Origin of the sequence: Sphingobium sp. TCM1 (assembly GCF_001650725.1) — a bacterium.
Taxonomy (GTDB): domain Bacteria; phylum Pseudomonadota; class Alphaproteobacteria; order Sphingomonadales; family Sphingomonadaceae; genus Sphingobium.
The window spans coordinates 96502-117764 of record NZ_LXVX01000012.1 but is presented as its reverse complement, the minus strand read 5'-3'; the positions used below and the strand labels follow the sequence as shown (position 1 = coordinate 117764).

General features: G+C 65.4%; 18 protein-coding genes and 1 pseudogene. 15 read left to right on the top strand and 4 right to left on the bottom strand.

The window, feature by feature from the left end:
- From A7Q26_RS09535 to A7Q26_RS09520, 4 genes are all read left to right on the top strand, one after another.
- Nucleotides 1-924 carry a LysR family transcriptional regulator gene (locus A7Q26_RS09535; protein ID WP_066859153.1) on the top strand — a complete coding sequence of 308 codons (924 nt, stop codon included), beginning with the start codon at nt 1-3 and terminating at the stop codon, nt 922-924.
- A gap of 10 nt (nt 925-934) precedes the next feature.
- The gene (locus A7Q26_RS09530) at nt 935-3202 is read left to right on the top strand and encodes an NADP-dependent malic enzyme (protein ID WP_066859152.1); all 2268 of its coding nucleotides are present in this window, start codon (nt 935-937) and stop codon (nt 3200-3202) included.
- 52 nt (nt 3203-3254) lie between these two features.
- Entirely contained in the window at nt 3255-3941 is a 687-nt protein-coding gene (locus tag A7Q26_RS09525) for a L,D-transpeptidase family protein (protein ID WP_066859151.1), read from the top strand.
- 61 nt (nt 3942-4002) lie between these two features.
- Nucleotides 4003-4716, top strand: coding sequence for a GNAT family N-acetyltransferase (locus A7Q26_RS09520; protein ID WP_066859150.1), 714 nt, complete (start codon nt 4003-4005; stop codon nt 4714-4716).
- 222 nt (nt 4717-4938) lie between these two features.
- On the opposite strand, the gene groL is transcribed toward A7Q26_RS09520, so the two are convergent.
- Together groL and groES are read right to left on the bottom strand one after the other, a co-directional pair.
- A complete protein-coding gene (gene groL / locus A7Q26_RS09515; RefSeq protein WP_066859149.1) occupies nt 4939-6582 on the bottom strand; it encodes a chaperonin GroEL in 1644 nt (547 codons plus the stop codon).
- Nucleotides 6583-6710: 128 nt separating this feature from the next.
- Nucleotides 6711-6998, bottom strand: a complete 288-nt coding sequence (gene groES, locus A7Q26_RS09510; RefSeq protein WP_066859148.1) for a co-chaperone GroES — start codon at nt 6996-6998, stop codon at nt 6711-6713.
- A gap of 378 nt (nt 6999-7376) precedes the next feature.
- Here groES and A7Q26_RS09505 point away from each other — a divergent pair, with 378 nt between their 5' ends.
- Together A7Q26_RS09505 and yghU are read left to right on the top strand one after the other, a co-directional pair.
- The gene (locus tag A7Q26_RS09505) at nt 7377-7811 is read left to right on the top strand and encodes a universal stress protein (protein ID WP_066859147.1); all 435 of its coding nucleotides are present in this window, start codon (nt 7377-7379) and stop codon (nt 7809-7811) included.
- 87 nt (nt 7812-7898) lie between these two features.
- Nucleotides 7899-8767 (top strand): annotated as a pseudogene (yghU, locus tag A7Q26_RS09500) (glutathione-dependent disulfide-bond oxidoreductase).
- Between the two features lie 203 nt (nt 8768-8970).
- Here the strand turns inward: yghU and A7Q26_RS09495 are convergent.
- The gene (locus tag A7Q26_RS09495) at nt 8971-9582 is read right to left on the bottom strand and encodes an NAD(P)-dependent oxidoreductase (RefSeq protein WP_066859146.1); all 612 of its coding nucleotides are present in this window, start codon (nt 9580-9582) and stop codon (nt 8971-8973) included.
- A 104-nt stretch (nt 9583-9686) separates the two neighbouring features.
- On the opposite strand from A7Q26_RS09495, the gene A7Q26_RS09490 reads away from it, so the two are divergent.
- The 3 genes from A7Q26_RS09490 (at nt 9687) to A7Q26_RS09480 (ending at nt 13437) form a co-directional block, all read left to right on the top strand.
- Nucleotides 9687-10076: a winged helix-turn-helix transcriptional regulator gene (locus tag A7Q26_RS09490; RefSeq protein ID WP_066859145.1), complete on the top strand. Its 390-nt coding sequence runs from the start codon at nt 9687-9689 to the stop codon at nt 10074-10076.
- A 124-nt stretch (nt 10077-10200) separates the two neighbouring features.
- Nucleotides 10201-11505: a chromate efflux transporter gene (gene chrA / locus A7Q26_RS09485; RefSeq protein WP_084439058.1), complete on the top strand. Its 1305-nt coding sequence runs from the start codon at nt 10201-10203 to the stop codon at nt 11503-11505.
- A 120-nt stretch (nt 11506-11625) separates the two neighbouring features.
- A complete protein-coding gene (locus A7Q26_RS09480; RefSeq protein WP_066859144.1) occupies nt 11626-13437 on the top strand; it encodes a DUF885 domain-containing protein in 1812 nt (603 codons plus the stop codon).
- Between the two features lie 214 nt (nt 13438-13651).
- On the opposite strand, the gene A7Q26_RS09475 is transcribed toward A7Q26_RS09480, so the two are convergent.
- Nucleotides 13652-15136, bottom strand: a complete 1485-nt coding sequence (locus tag A7Q26_RS09475) for a replicative DNA helicase (protein WP_066859143.1) — start codon at nt 15134-15136, stop codon at nt 13652-13654.
- A gap of 114 nt (nt 15137-15250) precedes the next feature.
- Between A7Q26_RS09475 and A7Q26_RS09470 the strand changes: the two genes are divergently transcribed.
- The 6 genes from A7Q26_RS09470 to A7Q26_RS09445 all read left to right on the top strand — a co-directional run bounded on the left by A7Q26_RS09470 (nt 15251) and on the right by A7Q26_RS09445 (nt 21211).
- Nucleotides 15251-15733, top strand: coding sequence for a UPF0262 family protein (locus A7Q26_RS09470; protein ID WP_066859142.1), 483 nt, complete (start codon nt 15251-15253; stop codon nt 15731-15733).
- Nucleotides 15734-15746: 13 nt separating this feature from the next.
- Nucleotides 15747-16430 carry a GH25 family lysozyme gene (locus tag A7Q26_RS09465; RefSeq protein ID WP_443018155.1) on the top strand — a complete coding sequence of 228 codons (684 nt, stop codon included), beginning with the start codon at nt 15747-15749 and terminating at the stop codon, nt 16428-16430.
- Nucleotides 16430-16888, top strand: coding sequence for a cytidine deaminase (locus tag A7Q26_RS09460; RefSeq protein WP_066859473.1), 459 nt, complete (start codon nt 16430-16432; stop codon nt 16886-16888). Before A7Q26_RS09465 ends, A7Q26_RS09460 begins: the two co-directional genes overlap by 1 nt.
- 6 nt (nt 16889-16894) lie before the next feature.
- Complete coding sequence (gene dcd / locus A7Q26_RS09455) at nt 16895-17449, top strand: dCTP deaminase (RefSeq protein WP_066859141.1); 555 nt, start codon at nt 16895-16897, stop codon at nt 17447-17449.
- 14 nt (nt 17450-17463) lie between these two features.
- The gene (locus A7Q26_RS09450) at nt 17464-18234 is read left to right on the top strand and encodes a metallophosphoesterase family protein (protein WP_066859140.1); all 771 of its coding nucleotides are present in this window, start codon (nt 17464-17466) and stop codon (nt 18232-18234) included.
- Nucleotides 18235-18370: 136 nt separating this feature from the next.
- The gene (locus A7Q26_RS09445) at nt 18371-21211 is read left to right on the top strand and encodes a TonB-dependent receptor (RefSeq protein WP_066859139.1); all 2841 of its coding nucleotides are present in this window, start codon (nt 18371-18373) and stop codon (nt 21209-21211) included.
- Nucleotides 21212-21263: the final 52 nt, after the last annotated feature.

The following is a 21263-nucleotide window of genomic DNA, read 5'->3' as shown; positions in this document are numbered from 1 at the left end:
ATGATGGATCCCGACCATGAATTGTTCGTGAGCATAGTGGACGAGGGCGGGCTGGCCGCAGCCGGGCGGCGGCTGCATATATCGCCAGCCATGATGTCCAAGCGGCTGGCGCGGCTGGAGGAGCGGCTGGGCGCGAAGCTCGTCCATCGCACCACGCGGCGGCTGGCGCTGACGCCGGCGGGCGAGCGGCTCCATACCGACCTGCGTGGCATATTGGCGGCGCTGGAAGAGGCCGAGCGGCGGGTGTCGGGCGCGTCGGCGGTGGCGAGCGGGCCGCTGCGCATCACGGCGCCGACCTCCTTCGGGCGGATGCATCTCGCCCCCTACCTCCAGCGCTTCATCGACGCGCATCCCAAGGTTGAACTCAGCATCGACCTGTCGGACGATTTCGCCGACCTGATCGAAAGCCGCGCGGACCTCGCCATCCGCATCACCGCCGATCCGGGGCCGGGGCTGACAGCGAAAAGGCTGGCGACCAACCGCCGCATCCTGTGCGCCGCGCCCGCCTATCTGGAGCGGTTCGGCGTGCCGGAGACGATCGCGGACCTGAAGGAGCATCGCCTGCTGGCAGCGGAAGGCCAGATGCCCTGGCGGCTCGTCGGGCCGAAGGGGCCGGTCCCCGTCGAGGGACGCAGCCATGTCCGCACCAACAGCAGCGAACTGGTGCGCGAACTCGCGCTGGCCGGCGGCGGCATCGCGCTGCGATCGCTCTGGGACATCAGCGACGCACTGGCTCGATGCGCCGTGCGGCAGATATTGCCGGCTTATGAGGGGTCGAGCGATGTAGGCCTGTTCGCGGTGACGCTGCCGCAGGCCAATCCGCCCCGCGCCATCACGGCCTTCGTCGAATTTCTTGTCGGACTATATGCCCCGACGCCACCCTGGGAGCTATCGGCGGTTGCCCTAGCGAAACGCAGTCATTAAGGCGCATCGCATGGACGATAACACCCGCCGCGCCGCCCTCGACTATCACCGCTATCCGCAGCCCGGTAAGCTCCGCATCGAGCCGACCAAGCGCATGGTCAACCAGCGCGACCTGGCGCTGGCCTATTCGCCCGGCGTCGCCGCGCCCTGCGTCGAGATCGCCGCCGATCCCGACAAGGCGATGGACTATACCGCGCGCGGCAACCTGGTCGCCGTCATCTCCAACGGCACGGCCGTGCTCGGCCTGGGCGCGATCGGCGCGCTGGCGTCCAAGCCGGTGATGGAGGGCAAGGCCGTCCTCTTCAAGAAATTCGCGGATATCGACGTGTTCGACATCGAGGTCGATACCACCGACCCCGACAAGTTCGTCGAGGCCGTCGCGCTGCTGGAGCCGACCTTCGGCGGGATCAACCTGGAAGACATCAAGGCGCCCGAATGTTTCGCGATCGAGGCGCGGCTGAAGGAACGGATGAATATTCCGGTCTTTCATGACGACCAGCATGGCACCGCCATCGTCGTGGCCGCCGCCGTGCGCAACGCACTGGTGTTGCAGGGCAAGACGCTGGCCGACGCGAAGCTGGTGACGTCTGGCGCGGGTGCCGCTGCGCTCGCCTGCGTCGACCTGCTGGTATCGATGGGCCTGCCGGTCGAGAATGTCACGATGACCGACAAGGACGGCGTCATCCATGCTGGCCGCGAGGGCATGTTGCCCAACATGGCGCGCTATGCCCGCACCACCAATGCGCGCACCCTGCCCGACGTGCTGCCGGGCGCGAACCTGTTTCTGGGTCTGTCCGCGCCGGGCGTACTGAAGCCCGAATGGCTGCCGCTGATGGCGCCCAACCCGCTGATCTTCGCACTGGCCAACCCGGAGCCGGAAATCCGCCCGGAGGCTGCCCGCGAAGTGCGCCCGGACGCGATCATCGCCACCGGCCGGTCCGACTATCCCAACCAGGTCAACAACGTCCTGTGCTTCCCCTATATCTTCCGCGGCGCGCTGGACGTCGGCGCGACGCAGATCAACGAGGCGATGAAGGTCGCCGCCGCCGACGCCATCGCCGGCCTCGCCCGCAAGCCCGCTCATGACAGCGTGGCGCAGGCCTATGGCGGTCGCAAGCTGGTGTTCGGCGCAGACTATATCATCCCGACCCCCTTTGATCCGCGCCTGATCGGCGAGATCGCCGTCGCGGTCGCCAAGGCGGCGATGGACAGCGGCGTCGCGAAGAAGACGCTGGACCTGGACGAATATAAGCGCAGCCTGGCGCGCCAGAGCACCCGATCGGGCCAGTTGATGCTGCCCGTGTTCGAGGCGGCGCGCGGCAGCGCCTGCCGCATCGCCTATGGCGAGGGGGAGGATGAACGCGTACTGCGCGCGATACGCGACGCGCTAGACGAAGGCATCGTCCGTCCGACCATCATCGCGCGCCGCCGCATCCTGGCGCAGAAGCTGCCGGAAATGGGGCTGAACCTCGACCTCGACAATGATGTCGAGGTGATAGATCCCGAAACCGATCATCTGGTGATGGGCGAACTGGTCGAGGCCTATCGCGCGGTCGCTTCGCGCCGTGGCGTGCCGGCCGACGAGATTTTGCGCCATGTTTACCGCCGCCCGACCATCACCGCCGCCCTGCTGCTGCGCACCGGGCGGGTCGATGCCGCGCTGGTCGGCGGCCGATCCGAATATTGGGGCCAGGTCGAACATGTGCTGCGGATCATCGACCGGGTGCCCGGCCACAGCCGCGTTTACGCATTGTCGGGACTGATCCTGGACGCGGGCGCGCTCTTCATCACCGACACCCATATGGTGCCGGACCCGACGCCCGAGCAGATCGCGGAAATGACGCTGGCGGCTTCGGCCGAATTGCAGCATTTCGGCCTTGCGCCGCGCGCGGCATTGCTGTCGCATTCCAATTTTGGCGCATCGCACACCGACAGCGCGCGCAAGATGCGCCGGGCGCTGAAGCTGGTCCGCGAGGCTGCGCCGGAACTGGCGGTGGATGGCGAGATGCATGCCGATGCGGCCCTGAGCCAGGCGTTGCGCGAGCGGTTGATCCCCGATTCCCGCTTCGAGGGACCGGCCAACCTGCTGGTCATGCCCAATCTGGACGCGGCGAACATCACGCTGACCGCCCTGTCGGCCGCCTCCAGCTCGCCCACGGTCGGGCCGATGCTGATGGGCCTGACGAAGCCGATCCATGTGCTGACGCCCGGCGTCACATCGCGCGGCATCCTGAACCTGACCGCGATCGCGGCGGCGGAAGTGGCGCGGGAAGGCTGAACTTAACCTTTCGCCGCTACGCTGCCGCCTGAACGGAGGCATGAGGAACGTAATGGCGGGTTTGTTGAAAAGCGTTGTGGCCAGGCTGGCGCCCAAGCTGGCGGTCGCGCTGCTGCTGGGCGGTGGCGCGCTGCTGACGATGCAGTGGATCGACCGGCCGGCGGCAAGCGATGCAACCCCGGCTGAACTCGCCGCCGAGAAAACCGCGCCAGCCCCCCCTCCGACCAAGCCTGCCGAACGGCGCAGCGACCAGCCGATGCACGTCGATCCCCGCGCGCTGGCGGTGAAGCGCGTGCTGCGGATCGACGGCCCGTTCCGCCATGGCGACTATGTCTGGGACGAGAAAGGCGCACCGGCCACAGGGCCGGTGGTCATCACCGTGGACCTGAAGGCCGAGACGCTGTCGGTGTTCCGCGCCGGCTACGAGATCGGGGCGGCGGTCATCCTCTATGGCGCGACCGACAAGCCAAGCCCACAGGGCGCCTTCCCGATCACGCAGAAGGACGCCGACCATGTGTCCAACCTCTATGACGCGCCCATGCCCTATGCGCAGCGGCTGACCAGCGACGGCGTCTTCATCCACGGCAGCGACGTCGAATATGGGCGCGGCACTCATGGCTGCATCGGCGTGCCGGTCGCGTTCGCGAAAAAGCTGTTCGGCGTGACGAAACTGGGCGACATCGTCGTCATCACCAATGGCAAGATGCTGGACGTGAGCAAGGCGCAGATTGGCGGTTGACGTCAAGAGGCCGAAGCGGTGCATCTGCCCGTCCCTTTCCTCCGGCCCGACGAGTCGCACGATGACCTCCCCTGCCTCCGATCCTGCCGCGCCCGGCCACCCGCTCGACCATCCGGTCTGGCACAGCCTGAGGTCCGGCTGGTCCGCGCTGGCGGAAGGCGACGCGCTGGCGATGCGCCTGCACACGGAACACGGGCCCTTTGCCGCGACGGCAGGCCAGGAACTCGCGGCCCTGCGCCCGCTGATCCCGGCGGACGGCGAATTATGGCTGGTCGGCCGGGACGCAGCGGCGACGGCGCCGCCGGACATCCATGTCGCGCGGACCGCGCTGCTGGCGCAGATGGTCGCGCCGCGCGTGACCGCCGCGACCACCACCCTGCCCGACTGGGTCGTGCTGGGCGAGGAGGATGCGTCGACCATGCTGGAGCTGGCGCTGCTGACCAAGCCCGGCCCCTTTCGCCCCCTCACCCACCGCCTCGGCCGCTTCATCGGCGTGCGGGAGGGCGGCCGGCTGGTCGCGATGGCCGGCGAACGGATGCGGATGCCGGGCTTCACCGAAGTCAGCGGGGTCTGCACCCATCCCGACTGGCGCGGACGCGGCCTGGCCGGCGCCCTGATGCGGGTGGTGATGCAGGCGATGCTCGATCGTGGCGAAACGCCCTTCCTTCATGCCTATGCCGCGCATGACCGGACGATCGCGCTTTACCGGACCCTGGGCTTCGAGGTGCGCGCGCAGCTGCCGATGATGGTCGTGACGCACCCGCCCGCGAACTGAGAGCGAGCGGCCGGATGCCAGCACATCCCCCCTCACCCGGCTTCGGCCAGGCAGCAAGCTGAGAAGCCTGCGCATCCCTCTCCCTCAAGGGAGAGGGGTTGATGGGCCTCAAACACGGCCTGCCGCACTCACGCACGAAAGAGGCCGGCGGATCGCTCCGCCGGCCTCGTTCTTATCCCATGGGGCATGAGACCCCAGCCTGCGCTGGGGTGACGCTTCGCGTCAGAAGTCCATGCCGCCCATGCCGCCCATGCCGCCCGGCATCGCCGGGGCCGACGACTTGTCTTCCGGCAGCTCGGCGATCGAGGCTTCGGTGGTGATCAGCAGACCGGCAACCGAGGCAGCGTTCTGGAGCGCGGTACGCACGACCTTGGTCGGGTCGATGACGCCAGCGGCGACCAGGTTTTCATAGGTGTCGGTCGCAGCGTTGAAGCCGAACGAGGTGTCGTCCTGATCCAGCAGCTTGCCCGACACGACAGCGCCGTCCTGACCGGCGTTGGCGGCGATCTGGCGCACCAGCGAGGTCAGCGACTTGCGGACGATGTCGATGCCGCGGGTCTGGTCGTCGTTCGAGCCCTTGAGGCCTTCCAGAGCCTTGGTGGCGTACAGCAGGGCCGTACCGCCGCCGGGGACGATGCCTTCCTCGACAGCCGCGCGGGTCGCGTGGAGAGCGTCGTCGACGCGGTCCTTGCGCTCCTTGACTTCGACTTCGGTCGCGCCGCCAACCTTGATGACGGCTACGCCGCCAGCCAGCTTCGCCAGACGCTCCTGGAGCTTCTCGCGGTCATAGTCCGAAGTGGTGACTTCGATCTGCGCACGGATCTGCTCGGTGCGGCCCTTGATCGACTCATGGTCGCCAGCGCCGTCGACAATGACGGTGTTGTCCTTGTCGATGGTGACGCGCTTGGCGGTGCCGAGCATCGCGAGCGTGACGTTTTCGAGCTTGATGCCGAGGTCTTCGGAGATGACTTCGCCCTTGGTGAGGACGGCGATGTCTTCCAGCATGGCCTTGCGACGGTCGCCGAAGCCGGGCGCCTTAACTGCCGCGACCTTCAGGCCGCCGCGCAGCTTGTTGACGACCAGGGTCGCCAGCGCTTCGCCTTCAATGTCTTCCGCGATGATGAGCAGCGGACGACCCGACTGCACCACGGCTTCGAGGATCGGCAGGATCGACTGGAGGTTCGACAGCTTCTTCTCGTGGATCAGGATGTACGGGTCAGCAAGCTCGACCGCCATCTTTTCCGGGTTGGTGATGAAGTAGGGCGACAGATAGCCGCGGTCGAACTGCATACCTTCGACGACGTCCAGCTCGAATTCGAGACCCTTGGCCTCTTCGACGGTGATGACGCCTTCCTTGCCGACCTTTTCCATGGCTTCGGCAATCTTCTCGCCGACTTCACGGTCGCCATTGGCCGAGATGATGCCGACCTGGGCGACTTCGTTCGAACCCGAAACCGGCTTCGAGCGCGACTTGATGTCATCGACGACCTTGGTGACGGCGAGGTCGATGCCGCGCTTCAGGTCCATCGGGTTCATGCCGGCGGCAACCGACTTCATGCCTTCGCGCACGATCGCCTGGGCGAGAACGGTCGCGGTGGTGGTGCCGTCACCAGCGATGTCGTTGGTCTTCGAAGCGACTTCGCGGACCATCTGGGCGCCCATATTCTCGAACTTGTCCTTCAGTTCGATTTCCTTGGCGACCGAAACACCGTCCTTGGTGATGCGGGGCGCGCCGAAGCTCTTGTCGATGACGACGTTGCGGCCCTTGGGGCCGAGCGTCACCTTGACCGCGTCGGCCAGGATGTCGACGCCGCGCAGGATGCGCTCACGAGCGTCACGCGAAAACTTTACGTCCTTCGCTGCCATGATCTTTCACCTTCTTTGAGAATTGCAAAATATGCGAAGTTCACACCGTTGCAGGTGTCGGAATTCCGCGAAAAAATCAGATTTCTGCCCGGTTCGCAGCTTAGCCAATGAGGCCAAGCCCGTTGGCGTTAGCCCACAATACCGAGAATGTCCGATTCCTTCATGATGAGCAGGTCTTCGCCATCGACCTTGACTTCGGTGCCCGACCATTTGCCGAACAACACGCGATCGCCAGCCTTGACGTCCAGCGGCGTCACCTTGCCGTCTTCGGCCTTGCTGCCGGTGCCGACGGAGACGATTTCGCCTTCCTGCGGCTTTTCCTTGGCGGTGTCGGGGATGATGATGCCACCGGCGGTCTTCTCTTCCGCTTCCACGCGGCGGACGAGAACACGGTCGTGCAACGGACGAAATGCCATGTTGATTGCCTTTCCCTAGCGTCTTGGGATCAGATGGGCGAGAAGGACGCCGGGTTCATGCCCCGAAATGCCTTTTTCACCCTTCCTTCTCCCGATGAACTCTTCGTTGTTAGCACTCCCTGATGAAGAGTGCTAGCGGCGTGAATATGGAAAAGTCGTTTCTCGGGTCAAGGGTGGAATCGCAGAAAAATTTTCCACCCCTGTCTGTGGCCGTTCGCCGCGCTCCATAGCTCCGCGCGCGACGCGGGTCACGAGGTCCGCGACGGGATGGGCGGATATTGCGGCTGTTCCGGATTCCCCCGATCTGGAGTATCATCGCAGACAGGGCGCGGCAGCGTGCAAGACGCCCGTAAGGCCGGCATTCGGCGGGAGAGGATAATGAGCTACGCGACGATCCTTGTGGCCGTGGACATCGACAATCCGGCGCTGGCCCACGCCGCCATGGCCAGCGCGGCGGAGGTTGCCGGAGCGCAGGGGCAGGTCCACATCCTCTATGTGCGCCATCATCTGCCGACCCGCTATTCCGCCCTGCTCGCCAGCGATTTCGACGAACGCGAGGGCGCCGAAGCGCGTGCCCACATGAAGGCATGGGCGGATGAGACGCGACTCGATCCGGCGCGGACCCGGTTCGTCACCCATCGCGGGCGGGTGCGCGACGAAGTGCTGAACGAGGCGGAAAGCTGCAAGGCCGACCTTATCATCCTCGCCTCGCACCAGCCCTCGCTCGTGTCCCGCCTGCTCGGCTCCAATGCGTCGGCCATCGTCCACCAGTCGCCGATCAGCGTTCTGGTGGTGCGGGTCGGCGAGAAATAATCACGCGGCGGCGGGCGACACTCGGTTGCGGGCGGCAAGGCCGCTTCCTACCTGCGGGCGAGAACGCAATATCGGAGCCACGCCCGCATGACCGACAGCTATACCCCGCCCAAAGTCTGGACCTGGGACAAGGAGAGTGGCGGCGCCTTCGCCAATATCAATCGCCCGATCGCCGGGCCGACCCATGACAAGGCGCTGCCGGTGGGCAAGCATCCCTTCCAGCTCTATTCGCTCGCCACACCCAACGGGCAGAAGGTGACGATCCTGCTGGAGGAATTGCTGGAGGCGGGTATCACCGCGGCGGAATATGACGCCTGGCTGATCCGCATCGGCGAGGGCGACCAGTTTTCCAGCGGCTTTGTCGAGGTCAATCCCAACAGCAAGATCCCGGCGTTGATGGACCATAGCACGTCCCCGCCCCAGCGCGTGTTCGAATCCGGCGCGATCCTGCTCTATCTGGCCGAGAAGTTCGGCAGGTTCCTGCCGACCGACCCGGCCGGGCGCACCGCGGCGCTGAGCTGGCTGTTCTGGCAGATGGGCAGCGCGCCGCTGCTGGGGGCGGCTTTGGCCATTTCTTCGCCTATGCGCCCGAAAAATACGAATATCCGATCAACCGCTATGCGATGGAGGTGAAGCGGCAACTGGACGTGCTCGACCGCCATCTGGCGGAGAATGCGTATATGGCCGGGAGCGAATATTCGATCGCCGACATCGCCATCTGGCCCTGGTATGGCGGGTTGGTGCTGAACCGGGCCTATGAAGCGGCAGAGTTCCTGGACGCGCGGAGCTACGGCAATGTGCTGCGCTGGGCCGAGCAGATCGACGCCCGCCCGGCGGTGAAGCGCGGCCGCATGGTCAACAAGGCGAACGGGCCGCTGGAGGAACAACTGCGCGAACGCCATGACGCCGGCGATTTCGAGACTAAGACCCAGGACAAGCTGGAGGGAGCGCAGTAAGCGTTGCGCATCTGGCGGAGGGTCGCTTCAGGTGAGGACTTGGAGCGGCCATTTTTGGACACATCCACATCCGTTGGCGCTGAGCCTGTCGAAGCCCCATTTTCTCTTTCAAGCCTTGCGTCTGGAAGAAGAAGTGAAGCCCTTCGACAAGCTCAGGGCGAACGGGAGTCGGAAAACCGGAACGTCGCCTAGCTACGCCGCCCTCAATAGCCCACGGTGAACCGCGCGCGGCTGTGCCGGGGCGTCTCGATTTCGTCCGCCATGGCGATGGCATAGTCGGCATAGGAGATGCTGCTGTTGCCGTCGGCGTCGACCAGCAGTTCGTCCCGACCGAGGCGAAAATGTCCGGTGCGGTCGCCGACGAAGAAATAGGCCGAGGGCGAGAGGAAGGTCCAGTCGATGTCGTCCACCCCGCGCAGATTGTCTAGAAAGGCCGCGCCCCTGCCCGCTTCGGCCTTATAGGCTTCGGGGAAGTCCGGGGTGGTGATGAGGGCGACGCCGGGCGCCACCTCCAGACTGCCGGCACCGCCAACCACCAGATAGCGCGGCACGCCCGCCGCCCGCATCACGCCGACCAGCGAAGCGGGATCGGTGTCGGAGAACATCACCGCGCTGACCACCACGTCATGGCCGCGAATCGCTTCGGCGAGCGCGGCGGGATCATTGACGTCGCCGGCAAGGGCGGTGACGCCTTCGGCATCGACGGCGTTTTCCGGATGGCGCGAAATGGCGGTCACCCGATGCCCGCGCCGCGCCAGTTCCGTGCTGATTTCCCGGCCCGCACGGCCGCTGCCGCCGATGATCGCTACCTTCATGGCTGATATCCTGTATGGTTACTGATGGAAACCAGATAGCGATCAGGCTATCAGGGCGACAAGAAGGCACTTTGCCGTCACCTGGTTACGCCAAGGATACCGACATGACCGATCCCCAGCCGCTTCGCGTGGGCGACGCCTATGATCCCGACTGTCCGACGCGCCAGATCCTCGACAGGATCGGCGACAAATGGGCGGTGCTGGTGCTGCTGAGCCTGAAAGACGGGCCGGTGCGGTTCAACGATCTGCGGCGGCGGATCGGCGCAATCTCGCAGAAGATGCTGTCGCAGACGCTGAAAAGCCTGGAGCGCGACGGGTTGGTCAGCCGGGCCGCCTTCCCCACCGTGCCGGTGACGGTGGAATATGCGTTGACGCCGCTGGCCGGCGGGCTGATCGGCATATTGGACCAGATTACCCGCTGGGCCGAGGCCCATGTGGGCGCCATCATGGCGTCACGGCGGGCGCATGACGGAGAGGGGGCGCTGGCGGCCTGAATCCGCTTGATCCCGCCACGACGCGCCGCCATGATCGGCGCACGGGGCAAGGCAATCCCCCGTTCAGGCGTTCCCCGCCCAAGCATTGCGGCGAAAAGGGCGTTGTCGCCCAGGGGGAACGTGCGTGTCGCATCCAAGTTTTTCGGACCTTGTCCATGTTTTCGGCAAGATCGGCTTTCTGAGCTTCGGCGGGCCGGCGGGTCAGATCGCGCTGATGCATCGCGAACTGGTGGAGGAGCGGCGCTGGGTGGAGGAAGGTCCGTTCCTGCGCGCACTCAATGTCTGCCACCTGCTGCCGGGACCGGAAGCGCAACAGTTGGCGACCTGGATCGGATGGCGGCTGCATGGGACGAAGGGCGGGCTGGCGGCCGGGTTGCTGTTCGTGCTGCCCGGCGCGGCGGTGATGATGGGGCTGGCGATCCTCTACGCCTATGCCGCCGACCTGAAGCCGGTGGCGGCGCTGTTCCTGGGGATCAAGGCGGCGGTGCTGGCGATCGTGACTCAGGCGTTGATCCGCATCGGCCGGCGGGCGCTCGACACCGGGTTCAAGCGGGTGCTGGCGGTCGCCGCCTTCCTGGCGCTGTTCTTCTTCGCCCTGCCCTTTCCGATCGTCGTGCTGGGCGCGGGCGCGCTGGGCTTCGTGCTGGCGCGGTGGCGACCGGCATGGCTCAAGGCGGACGGCGCGGCGCCGGAAAGTGCGCCGGCGGGGCCCCGGCCCTGGGCGCAGACGGCGCGGACCATCCTGCTCTGGCTGCTGATCTGGGCCGCGCCGATGGCGGCGATCCTGCTGCTGCTGGGGCCGGACCATGTGCTGTGGAGGATCGGCGCCTTCTTCTCGCAACTGGCGGTCGTCACCTTTGGCGGCGCCTATGCGGTGCTAGCCTATATGGCGCAGGAGGCGGTGCAACAGATGCACTGGCTGTCGGCAGGCGAGATGACCGATGGCCTCGGCCTCGCCGAAACCACGCCGGGGCCACTTATCCTGGTGACGCAGTTCGTCGGCTTCCTGGGCGCCTTCCGCGCGCCCGAGCCATTTTCGCCGCTGATCGCCGGGATATTGGGTGGTCTGGTCACGCTCTGGGTCACGTTCGCGCCCTGTTTCCTGTGGATTTTCAGCTTCGCGCCGTGGATGGAGCGGCTGGAACATGCGCCGCGGTTGCAAGGCGCGCTGGCCGCTCTGACGGCGGCGGTCGTGGGCGTGATCGCGAACCTGACCCTGTGGTTCGCGCTGCATGTGCTGTTCACGCGGCTTGAGACGATACGGACGGCGGGGATGACGCTGCTGCTGCCCGATCCGGCGAGCCTGGACTGGCGCATCGCCCTGATCGCCATGGGCGCGGCGGTGATGATCTTCCGGTTTAAGCAGGGCGTGATGACCACGCTTGCGGTGGCGGCGGTGGCGGGGCTGGCGCTGTCCTACCCGCTCTGACCACGCACGAACATATTGCAACAGCGTAACTTTGTTACAAAGCACTGGACGAGCGGCGTCGGCGGAGTAAGACAAGAGCCTGAAAAATCAGCAGCCAGACAAAATCAGGGAGTCGCCGCCATGGACCGCCGTTCCTTTCTTTCCACCGCCGGCGCCGCCGCGCTCGCCACCGCCGCGCCGCGCGGATTTGCGCAGGTCGCGGGCAACGACGATGCGCGGCTGTCCGCCACCTTCGCCGCAATCTTCGAACGCGCGCTCGACCTGTCGCCGGGGATGGTGACGAGCCTGGGCCTCGACAAGGGCGCGCGCGCCGGGGCGAAGAGCCTGCTCGATGACAACAGCAAGTCGGGCATGATGAAGAAGCTGGCGGCGACGCAGGCGGCGATCCAGGAATTGCAGGGCTATGAGGCGGCCAGCCTGTCCGACGCGCAGCGGTTGAACCTGGAGGTCATCCTTTATTCGCTGGGCCAGCAGACGGTCGCGCCGGCGACATTCGGCCTCAACAGCGTGCAGCGGCCCTATCGCATCTTCCAGCAGGGCGGCAGCTATTTCCAGACGCCCGATTTCCTCAATACCGCCCATACCATCAACGCGGCGGCGGACTGCGACGCCTATGTCGCGCGGCTCGACGCCTTCGCCCGCAACCTGCGGACCGACACGGCGCTCCAGCGGGACGAGGCGGCGCGCGGCTATCTGGCGCCGGCCTGGTCGCTGGACCTGACGCTGGGGCAACTGAAAAAGCTGCGCGGGCAGCCGGCGGCCGCATGTTCGATGGTCCAGTCGCTGGTGAAGCGCGCGGCGGCCAAGGGCATTGCGGGCGACTGGCAGGGGCAGGCGAGCGCGATCGTGGAGCGGGCGATCTACCCCGCGCTGGATGAACAGATCGCGGCGATCGCGGCGCTCAAGGACAGGACGGCGGCGGGCGATGGCGTATGGCGCACCCCACGCGGAGACGAAATCTACGCCGCCGCGCTCAGCCAGGCGACGACCACCGATCTCAGCGCCGACCAGATCCACGCCATGGGGCTGGAGCAGGTCGCCGACATCAGCGCGCAGTTGGACAGCATTCTGAAGGGCGCGGGGCGGACCAGCGGCACGATCGGCGAGCGGCTGGCGGCGCTCAATGTCGATCCGACGCAGCTCTATGCCGACAGCGCGGAGGGGCGCGCCGCCCTGCTGGCGCAGCTGAACCGCGATCTCGACGCAATGAAGGCCAAGCTTCCCAATGCCTTCTCCACGATTCCTGATACTGTGCTGGAAATTCGTGCGGTGCCCATCGAGATCCAGGATGGCGCGTCCAACGGCTATTATAACCGCGCGGCGCTGGATGGATCGCGACCGGCCATCTACTTCATCAATCTCAAGGATGTCGGCGACTGGCCGAAATATGGTCTGCCCGCGCTCACCTATCATGAGGGCGTGCCGGGCCATCATCTGCAAATCTCGACCGCGCAGAATGCGGGCGACGTGCCGATGCTGCGCAAGACCGCGTTCATGAGCGCCTATACCGAGGGCTGGGCGCTCTATGCCGAGCAACTGGCGGACGAACTGGGCGGCTATGCGACGCCGCTCGACCGGGCGGGTTATCTCCAGTCCTTTCTGTTCCGCGCGGCGCGGCTTGTCGTCGATACCGGCATCCATGCGAAGAAGTGGAGCCGCGAACAGGCGACCGACTATATGGTGGAGAAGACCGGCTTCGCCCGGCCCCGCTGCCAGCGTGAGGTCGAACGCTATTGCACCCAACCGGGGCAGGCGACCAGCTACAAGGTCGGCCATGGCGTGTGGAGCAAGGCTCGCAAGGCGGCAGAGGCGGAGCTGGGCGATGCCTTCGATATCAAGCAGTTCCACGCCATTCTTGAGGAAGGCGCGATGCCGCTGTCGATGCTGGAGAAGCGGGTAGCGGCGCGGGCCAAGGCGGCCAAAGCCCAATAATCTTTTTCGTCATCCCGCCGAGGCGGGAATCCCTCTCCCTGACATCGAACCTGGTTCAAGGTCCGGAGAAGGGTTCCCGCCTGGAGCTGTTTGCGATCCTGGTGGATCGGATCAACCGCTCCACTGGTTTTATGCGATTGACGACTCATCAGAAGATTCCATCTGATGGGAAATCGCTCTGGGCGGGAATGACGACGATGATTGTTGTCTCAGCTCATTCGTAGCTCAGATCCTCATAGCTGTCCTCGGCCAGGTCGGAGAAGCGGGTGATCTTGGCGTCGAACTTCATGCGGATACGGCCGGTGGAACCGTGGCGCTGCTTGGCGACGATGACTTCCGCCTTGCCGTAGATGCGCTCCATATTTTCTTTCCACGCGGCGTAGGCGGCCTCGTCGTCGGGCTTGGGTTCCTTGGCGGCCTCGTAATAATCCTCGCGGAACACGAACCAGACCATGTCCGCGTCCTGCTCGATCGAGCCGGATTCGCGCAGGTCGGACAGTTGCGGCCTTTTGTCCTCGCGCTGTTCCACCGCGCGGCTGAGCTGCGACAGGGCCAGCACCGGGACATGAAGTTCCTTCGCCAAGGTCTTCAAACCACGAGAAATTTCCGAAATTTCATTGACGCGATTCTCGTTCCCCCGCCCGGTTCCCTGGAGTAGCTGGAGATAGTCGACGACGATGAAGCCGATGTCGTGGCGGCGCTTGAGGCGGCGCGCGCGGGTGCGCAGCGCCGCGATGGTGAGGCCGGGCGTATCATCGATGAAGAGCGGCAGTTCCTGTAGCTCCCGCGCGGCGCGGGACAGATTCTGGAAATCGGCGCGGCTGATCTTGCCCATGCGCAGCGCTTCGCCGGAAATGCCGGACTGTTCGGCGAGAACGCGGGTCGCCAGCTGGTCCGCCGACATTTCGAGCGAGAAGAAGGCGGTCTTGGCGCCCATATTCTTTTCCGCCGGGATGCCATCGGCATTGTCCCGCAGCCAGCGCGACGCCGCATTATAGGCGATATTGGTGGCCAGCGAGGTCTTGCCCATGCCCGGACGTCCCGCCAGGATCATGAGGTCCGAATTGTGCAGGCCGCCGATCTTGGCGTTGAGGCTGTTGATCCCGGTGGTGATGCCCGACACATGGCCGCCACTGTTGAGCGCGCGCTCGGCCACCTGCACGGCGGCGGTGGATGCGGTGAGGAAACTTTTGACCGATCCCGTCTCGCCCTCACCCTCCGACACCTTGTAGAGAGCGACTTCGGCCGCCTCGATCTGCTCACGGGGATTGACATCCTCGCTGGTGTCCATTGCATTTTCAACAAGTTCTCGGCCGACGCTGACAAGCTGGCGCAGCAACGCAAGGTCGTAGATCTGGCTGGCGAAGTCGCGCGCGCCGATCAGCGCCGCGCCATTGCCGGTCAGTTGCGCCAGATAGGCCGCCCCGCCCAGTTCCCGGAGCGCGGGATCCTGTTCCAGCATGGGCTTGAGCGTTACGGGGTTGGCGACCATGTCCTTGTCCAGCAAGCGCATGATCGCGTCGTAGATGCGGCCGTGCAGCGGCTCGAAAAAATGTTCGGCCTTGAGCCTGAGCTGCACATCCTCGGCAATGCGGTTGTCGATCATGATCGCGCCCAGCAGCGCGGCCTCCGCCTCGACATTGCGCGGCAGTTCGGTTCCGCCCGTTTCGGCGGGATTCAATTTCAGCAGTTCGACCATGCGCCCTCTTTCCTCTCCCGACACGCGCCGCGCAAGGGCAATATCCGAAAGCATCTGTGGATAAGTCCCGCTTGCATTTCGGCGCGCGCCGCCGCACTGACAGTGCGCTTGCATATGGCTGATCCGCGCATCATAGACATCCAGCTCGACCAGCGCACGATCCTGTGGCGCAATGCCGACGTGGAGCAGGAACGGCGCATCGCGATCTTCGACCTGCTGGAGGATAATCATTTCGCGCCCCAGCGCGTTCATGACGACGGCTATGCCGGTCCCTACAAGGTGATGCTGCGGGTCGAGGAAGGTCGGCTGGTGATCGAGATCAACCGGGAAGACGACAGCCCGCTGGAGGCGATCATCCTGGGGCTGGGCCGGTTCCGCCGCCCGATCCGCGACTATTTCGCGATCTGCGACAGCTATTATCAGGCGATCAGCAATGCGTCGCCCCAGCAGATCGAGACGGTCGACATGGCCCGCCGCGCCATCCACAATGATGCGGCGGAGGTCCTGAAGGAGCGGCTCGAAGGCAAGATCGACGTGGATTTCGACACGGCGCGGCGCCTTTTCACGCTGATCTGCGTGCTGCATATCAAGGGGTAGAAAGATCAGGGTTGTGACTTTGGGGGGCCTGCTGTTCCGGATCGGGGCGGGACTGGCGGTGGTCGCGGCGCTGGCTCTGGCGCTGTGGCTCCATGCGCGCGCCTGGGCCCCTGACCGCGAGCAATATCCGGTGCAAGGCGTCACCATCAGCGCCGACAATGGCGTGGTCGACTGGGGCACGCTGGCCGCGCAGGGAACGGATTTCGCCTATGTGCGCGCGGTGGATGGCGCCGGCCGGCGCGACCCCGCCTTCGCCGCCAACTGGCGCGCCGCGCGCGCGGCGGGGATGCGCTATGGAGCGTTCATCGATTTGAGCCTGTGCCGCCGGCCGAGCGACCAGGCGACCGGCTTCATGACCACGGTGCCGCGCGACAACGCCGCGCTGCCCCCGGTCATCCGACTTGCGTTCCAGCCGGGATGCAGGGCGCGGCCGCGGCGCGACCAGCTGCTGTCGGACCTCAACACGCTTATCAACCTGGTCGAGGGCCAGGCGGGAAGGCCCGCCCTGCTCAACCTGACCGAGGATTTCGACAAGGCCTATGATGTCGGGTCGGGCATCAACCGGACGCTGTGGCTGGACGGCAATTTCTTCCCGCCCGATTATGCCTCCAAGCCCTGGGTGATGTGGACAGCCAGCGATATGCGGCATATCGACGGCGTCGATGGTCCGGTCCGATGGAATGTGGTGGCGCCGTGATGAGTGAAACAGACGATATCCAGATGCTGATCGCCGCCGCGCGCGAGGCGATGGCGAACGCCCATGCGCCCTATAGCCGCTTCGCCGTGGGCGCGGCGGTGCGGCTGACCGACGGCAGCATCGTCACCGGGTGCAATTTCGAGAATGCGAGCTACGGCCTGTCGCTCTGCGCCGAGACGGTGGCGCTGGCGAGCGTCAATGCGCAGGGGCGTTTTGGCGACGTAGCCGCGATCGCGGTCGTGGGCGGGGCAATGGATGGTCCGCAGGACGCGCTCGTCACCCCGTGCGGGCGATGCCGCCAGATCATGAACGAGGCCGAGCAGATGGCCGGCCGCACCCTGGCCGTCTATTGCGCCACGCCCGGCGGCGACCGGGTGCTCGACCTTCGCGTCGCCGACCTTCTTCCCCATGCCTTCGGTCCGGCGGACCTGGGCATCGGCCCCATCAAAAAGAGCTGAGACATCATGGCCATTCTTTCCGACAAGTGGATTCGCGAACAGGCGCTGACGACCGGCATGATCGAGCCGTTCGTGGAGAGCCAGAAGCGCGACGGCTGCATCAGCTATGGCCTGTCCTCCTATGGCTATGACGCGCGGGTCGCGGACGAGTTCAAGATCTTCACCAATGTCGACAGCGCGGTGGTGGACCCCAAGGATTTCGCGGCCAACAGCTTCGTCGACCGCAAGACCGACTGCTGCATCATCCCGCCCAACAGCTTCGCCCTGGCCCGCACGGTCGAATATTTCCGCGTGCCGCGCGACGTGCTGGTGATCTGCCTGGGCAAATCCACCTATGCGCGGTGCGGCATCATCGTGAACGTGACGCCGCTGGAGCCGGGCTGGGAAGGCCATGTCACGCTGGAGTTTTCCAACACGACGCCGCTGCCCGCCAAGATCTACGCGAACGAGGGCGCCTGCCAGTTCCTGTTCCTCCAGGGCAACGAACCGTGCGAGGTCAGCTATGCCGATCGCGCCGGCAAATATATGGGCCAGCAGGGGGTGACACTGCCCCGCCTGTAGGCGACACTGGGTCCATGAGCTTCTGGCGCATCGGAAAACAGCGGCACGCCGAACCTGATGATCGCCCGCCGCCGAGCATAGGCGAGGATGGGCGCTGCTATGCGATCGGCGACATCCATGGGCGACTGGACCTGCTGGAGCAGTTGTTGCGGCTGATCGCCGCCGACTGCCTGACGCGGGAACCGATGGCTTCGCGCCTGCTATTCCTGGGCGACCTGGTCGATCGCGGCCCCTCATCGCGCGCGGTGGTCGATCGTGTCATGGGGCTGGTCGACCGGGAGGATGCGATCTGCCTGAAGGGCAATCATGAGGAATTGTTCGTCGCGGCCGCTTATGGCGACGAACGCGTCGTTCCGACCTTCCGCCGGGCGGGCGGCGCGCAGGCACTGGCCAGCTACGGCCTGACGCCACGCCAGTTCGAAACGATGGAGGACGCCGCCATCGTCGCGTGGATGCAGGCCCATGTTCCGCGCGCCCATGTCGATTTTCTGGATGGCTGCCCGAACAGTATCGAGTGGGGCGACTATCTCTTCGTCCATGCGGGCATCCGTCCCGGCATAGCGATCGACGATCAGGACCCGGTCGACCTGCGCTGGATCCGACGGGACTTTCTGGACCACGACCGCGCCCACCCCAAGATGGTCGTCCATGGCCACAGCATCACCCCGGACGTCGACCTGCGCACCAACCGGATCGGCGTCGACACCGGCGCCTATTTTTCGGGAAGATTGACCGCCATCGGCCTGGAACGGACCGACCGCTGGTTCCTCCAGACCGGAAGCTGAAGACGCGCGGCGGTCCGCCAAAGATAATTTCGGACAAATGTCCTGCTTTGCCCGAATGAAATAGTGGATCGCACGACCACATTCGTTCCCTAGCAGCAGAACGGCAATAATTGTCGTCGCATCAGGGGAACAGACAATGCGTATTCGCCATGCCGTGGCGGGGGCTGCCCTCGCCATCAGCCTTGTTTCGCCCAGTCAACTTGTTGCCGCGGCGACCACGGACGCTTCACTGGTCCAGCGTCACAAGTTCGACATCCATGTCCAGCCGCTGAGCGGGGCGCTGCGGCAATTGTCCGCCCAGTCGGGCGTGCGTATTCTCTTTCCCTATGACGAGGTCGCCGCGATCCGCAGCCGCCGCGTACAGGGATGGATGTCGACCCAGGAAGCGCTGGCGCGCCTGCTTGCGGGCACCGACCTCAAATCCTCCGAAGCAGGCGCCGGCGTCATCGCGCTGGCATCCCCCGCCAGCCGCAGCGCCGCCCGGCGCAGCCCGCTGGCGCTGCAATATGCGCAGGCCAGCGTGCCGGGCGCAGGGTCGGACACTCTGGCGATGGCCCCTGCCCCCGAGCCGGTCGAGGATGCGACGCCGATTATCGTCACCGGTACCCGCACCACCACCCGCACGGTCGCCGAGAGCCTGGCGCCGATCGACGTGCTGGGCGCGAAGGATCTGGAAACCAGCGGCAAGCAGTCGGTGCGCGACCTGCTGGGCACGCTGGTCCCCTCCATCAACGTTTCGAATAATGGCGCGGGCGCGAGCTGGGCGGTGCGTACCCTGTCGCTGCGCGGTCTGGGCGGCGACCAGCTGCTGGTGCTGGTGAACGGCAAGCGCCGGCACAATACCGCGACCCTGTTCATCAACGGGTCCGTCCAGAACGGCCAGTCGCCGCCGGACCTGGACCTGATCCCCGGCAACGCGATCCAGCGAATCGAGGTGCTGCGCGACGGTGCGTCGGCGCAATATGGGTCAGATGCGATCGCGGGCGTGGTCAACATCATCCTGAAGAACGACACGGCGGGCGGCGCGGCGCTGACCATGGGCAGCACCGCGGACAATGGCGGCTGGCAGGGGCGCTGGCAGATCGACAAGGGCTTTTCGATCGGCCCCGACGGCGGCTATATCCATCTGTCGGCGGACGGCGTGTTGCAGGACAATACGGTCGTCGCCAGCAGCCCGATCACCACCAATCCCTTCTACCCGACCGGCGACGCGCGCAATGCGAACCCGGACCGCATCCGCGCCAAATATGGCCAGCCGCAGGTGATCGGTGGAAATGTCGGCTATGACGCGATGATGCCCGTGGGCAATGGCGGGCTGGAACTCTACAGCTTCGGCACCTATTCCAAGCGCCACGCCGCCGGCTGGCTGACCTATCGCAATCCGGCCGCGCTCAACAACATCTACGCGATCTACCCGGAAGGCTATATCCCGCGCATCCACGTCTATGACGAGGATTTCCAGGTCGCCGCGGGCCTGCGCGGAGAACTGGGCGGTGGCGTCAATTTCGACTTATCCACAAGTTATGCACAGGATGAGGTCAAATATTCGCAGACCACATCGCTCAATCCGTCCATGGGCACGGCCAGCCCCACCCATTTCTACCTGGGCAAGATCCGGTTCGATGAATGGACCAGCAACCTGGACCTGACCAAGGAATTCGATGTCGGCCTGAGCGAGCCGCTCGCCCTGGCGGTGGGCGCCGAATATAAGAAAAACAAGTTCCTGATCGGCGCCGGCGACCCGGAATCCTATATCGACGGCAAATATGTGTCGCCGGCGGGAAGCTGGCTGGCGGGGGTGACGCGGACTGGCGTCGGCTCCCAGGGCGTCACCGGCTTCCTGCCCGAGGGTTCGGGCAGCTGGAGCCGCGACAACTGGAGCGCCTATGTGAACCTGGAAGGCGAGATTGTTCAGGGCGTGGAATTCGGCCTGGCCGGGCGGCATGAGGATTATTCCGACTTCGGCACGACCGATACCGGCAAGGCATCGATCCGCATCGAACCGACGCGCGGCTTCGCCATTCGCGGCACCGCCAGCACCGGCTTCCGCGCGCCGACGCTGCAACAACAGCATTACGCGTCATCGTCGACCATCAACGTGCCGGTGAACGGCGTCAACCAGCTGCTGCCGGTGCAGGCGCTGCCGGTCGACGGGGTTGCCGCGCGCGCTCTGGGCGCGGTGTCGCTGAAACCCGAAAAGTCGACCAACTTTTCGGCTGGCATCGTCATCACTCCCGCGCCGAACCTGAACCTCACCATCGACGCCTACCAGATCAAGATCAAGGACCGCATCCTGCTGTCCGAGACGCTGAGCGGTACGGTGGTCATGAACGCGCTGGCTGCGGCGGGCATCCAGGGCGTGGCCGGTGGCCTGATCTTCTCCAACGCCGCCGACACGCGCACCCGCGGCCTGGACATCGTCAGCACCTATCGCGCGGGACTGGGCGACATGGGAACAGCGACGGTCAGCCTGTCGGCCAACTTCAACAAGACGATCTTCACCCACATCGACCCGGTTCCCGACGTGATCGCCGCTTCGGGACTGGCGCTGATCGGCCGCGCCAAGATCGGCGATCTGTCGGAAGGCACGCCACGCAACAAGTTCATCGCGAACATCCTGTGGGAAAAGGATGCGTTCAACCTCAACCTGCGCGCCACCCGCTTCGGCAAGATCACCCAGCGGGCCAGCGCGCGCGTCTATCACACGAGCGACTATGTCGCCTGCACCGCGGGCAGCGCCGGCTGCACGCTGGGTTTCGTGGACGAGGTGTTGTCACCCAAGGCGATCCTGGACCTGGAGATCGGCTACAAGCTGGCCAAGGGCGTGAAGCTGTCGATCGGAGCGAACAATCTGCTTAACACCTATCCCGACAAGCTGAAGCCGGTGAACCGCGCGGCGGGCAGCCTTTACAACGCCTATGCCCCCTATGGCATCAGCGGCGGCTTCTATTATGGCCGGTTCAACCTGGAGTTCTGAGGGACAGGGGAGCACAAGCGCCCCCTGACTTCGGTCTCGAAGCGCGGATGAC

Excerpts from the sequence above, each read along its gene's own strand:
- A7Q26_RS09535 (WP_066859153.1), top strand. The coding sequence starts at position 1 with ATGATGGATCCCGACCATGAATTGTTCGTGAGCATAGTGGACGAGGGC.
- A7Q26_RS09530 (WP_066859152.1), top strand. The coding sequence starts at position 935 with ATGGACGATAACACCCGCCGCGCCGCCCTCGACTATCACCGCTATCCG.
- A7Q26_RS09525 (WP_066859151.1), top strand. The coding sequence starts at position 3,255 with ATGGCGGGTTTGTTGAAAAGCGTTGTGGCCAGGCTGGCGCCCAAGCTG.
- A7Q26_RS09520 (WP_066859150.1), top strand. The coding sequence starts at position 4,003 with ATGACCTCCCCTGCCTCCGATCCTGCCGCGCCCGGCCACCCGCTCGAC.
- groL (WP_066859149.1), bottom strand. The coding sequence starts at position 6,582 with ATGGCAGCGAAGGACGTAAAGTTTTCGCGTGACGCTCGTGAGCGCATC.
- groES (WP_066859148.1), bottom strand. The coding sequence starts at position 6,998 with ATGGCATTTCGTCCGTTGCACGACCGTGTTCTCGTCCGCCGCGTGGAA.
- A7Q26_RS09505 (WP_066859147.1), top strand. The coding sequence starts at position 7,377 with ATGAGCTACGCGACGATCCTTGTGGCCGTGGACATCGACAATCCGGCG.
- A7Q26_RS09495 (WP_066859146.1), bottom strand. The coding sequence starts at position 9,582 with ATGAAGGTAGCGATCATCGGCGGCAGCGGCCGTGCGGGCCGGGAAATC.
- A7Q26_RS09490 (WP_066859145.1), top strand. The coding sequence starts at position 9,687 with ATGACCGATCCCCAGCCGCTTCGCGTGGGCGACGCCTATGATCCCGAC.
- A7Q26_RS09480 (WP_066859144.1), top strand. The coding sequence starts at position 11,626 with ATGGACCGCCGTTCCTTTCTTTCCACCGCCGGCGCCGCCGCGCTCGCC.
- A7Q26_RS09475 (WP_066859143.1), bottom strand. The coding sequence starts at position 15,136 with ATGGTCGAACTGCTGAAATTGAATCCCGCCGAAACGGGCGGAACCGAA.
- A7Q26_RS09470 (WP_066859142.1), top strand. The coding sequence starts at position 15,251 with ATGGCTGATCCGCGCATCATAGACATCCAGCTCGACCAGCGCACGATC.
- A7Q26_RS09460 (WP_066859473.1), top strand. The coding sequence starts at position 16,430 with ATGAGTGAAACAGACGATATCCAGATGCTGATCGCCGCCGCGCGCGAG.
- dcd (WP_066859141.1), top strand. The coding sequence starts at position 16,895 with ATGGCCATTCTTTCCGACAAGTGGATTCGCGAACAGGCGCTGACGACC.
- A7Q26_RS09450 (WP_066859140.1), top strand. The coding sequence starts at position 17,464 with ATGAGCTTCTGGCGCATCGGAAAACAGCGGCACGCCGAACCTGATGAT.
- A7Q26_RS09445 (WP_066859139.1), top strand. The coding sequence starts at position 18,371 with ATGCGTATTCGCCATGCCGTGGCGGGGGCTGCCCTCGCCATCAGCCTT.